The organism is Planktothrix sp. FACHB-1355, assembly GCF_014748295.1.
Taxonomy (GTDB): Bacteria; Cyanobacteriota; Cyanobacteriia; order Cyanobacteriales; family Aerosakkonemataceae; genus Aerosakkonema; species Aerosakkonema funiforme_A.
This window is the reverse complement of record NZ_JACJUP010001310.1, coordinates 1-1790: the sequence shown is the minus strand read 5'-3', so window position 1 is coordinate 1790 and position 1790 is coordinate 1. Positions and strand designations below refer to the sequence as shown.

2 protein-coding genes are annotated in these 1790 nt (G+C 40.9%); both read left to right on the top strand.

The features are described 5' to 3' along the window. On the top strand, positions 1-422 hold a 422-nt coding region (locus H6S82_RS31875), incomplete at its 5' end, for a dienelactone hydrolase family protein (protein WP_191057396.1). A 300-nt stretch (positions 423-722) separates the two neighbouring features. Further along, a complete protein-coding gene (locus H6S82_RS31870) occupies positions 723-1208 on the top strand; it encodes a hypothetical protein (RefSeq protein ID WP_190474930.1) in 486 nt (161 codons plus the stop codon). Positions 1209-1790 lie beyond the last annotated feature (582 nt).

The following is a 1790-nucleotide window of genomic DNA, read 5'->3' as shown; positions in this document are numbered from 1 at the left end:
CCGATCGCATCGGTGCTATTGGCTTCTGTTTTGGCGGTCATGTTGCCTATATAGCAGCAACGTTACCCGATATCAAAGCAACAGCTTCGTTCTACGGAGGTGGAATTACCACTTCTAGTTATGGTGAATCCACTCCAACCCTTAATCGCACATCGGAAATTAAAGGCACTATTTATGCGTTTTTTGGTACAAGAGATTCATTAGTTTCGCAGTCGGAAACCGAGAAAATCGAGGCAGAGTTAAAGAAACATAAAATTAATCATCGGATATTCCGATACGATGCAGGACACGGATTCTTTGCCGGGTTCTTTGTAGACAAGTACCCCTGGATAAAGCAGCACCCAAGCTACAACAGAGAGGCGGCTCCTGATGCTTGGAAACACGTTTTAGAACTTTTTCATAACAACTTGTTGTGTCTATAAAGGAAGCTGGGCAAGGATTGTAATAAATTTACAGATTTTTTGAACTTAAACCCTTGCCCATTAAAGCAAGAGCGATTCTCTTTCATCATTTGTTGTCTATGGACAGGCGGCATCCGCTTTGACATAAATAAAATGCTCTACTCTTGTACTTATTAAATTAGCTTTAAATAAAGTAAAAAAACGAAACTTATCGGATATATTCCGCTCCTACCGTCGCGGAGCAAGCAAAAATTGCCATACAATTCACCGACATCCGCTACAAACAAGTCAGTGAATATCCCTTCACAGGAGATTGAAACAATGACCATTGAAACTCTCAACGCTACACTCTTTCCCGCGTTCTTATTCATTGTTTTCTTCAGTACCGCTTGCTGCTTCTTTTACACTCCTACCGAAACAAATCGCAATCACCAATCTACTGTTTTCACTGCTTCTTCTGAGTCCAAAACAATTACTGCAAAGAGCGAAATCTCATGCCCATCTTCTTCTTCTTCGACCGTTGAAAACCCAGAAACTTTGGCTCAAAAACCTCCCGCACTAGAACCAAACCGACTAATACCTGAAGCAATCACTATCAATACTCAGTTGATTAATCTTCGACAAGCCCGAAAAATCGCCAGTGCCATCAAGAAAGCTAACCCCTCACTCGGTATCCCACAAAGAGTAAATGGCTCTAATGCCAGTGTCGAATGGTTACGAATCCAAATCAAAAACCGTTTGGAGCAAGCATCAGAACTCGTGACTCCGATTATTCTTGAACTCGCTCCTGCTGCATCCGCGTTGTAAATATTTATCAAAAGCGCCTTATATAGCAATCAGCAGTCAGCTATCAGCTATCAGCTATCAGCTTAGGAATAAGCCTTTGTTGGCAAGTGTTTCAGCAATGTTCCGAATGGCTTAATCTACGAGAGCGCTTGCTATATCATCTACTAATCTGCCAATTTAGTTCTGATATCAGGCGGTAAAAACAGGGTTCTCAATGTACCCTGTTTTTACAAAAACTGTTACAATGTCAAAGTAATCCTGTTCAGAAAAATGCGGTTCTTACGAAGTAAATTTAAGAGCAACTCCAAGCTAGTATCGCATCATTGACAAAATGTTGCGTCCTGGGCTTTTTGTTCGTAATAAAGCTTGGCGTGGGTTCAGAGCATGGTTTCATCGCAGAAAATTAGTTCTATAATTAACCGAAGTATGACAAATTGGGTACAAATTAAAGGTTTGGTCAAAAAAGGGTATGGCGTAGCATCAGGCAAAGCTAAAGACCCTCGTTTCCCTAGTGGTACGATTGAAATGCAAAAACCTTTTTTTCAGGAGCGGGGTCTGGACTTAAGTAACTATTTTCCTGGCACAATCAATATTTCTATTGCT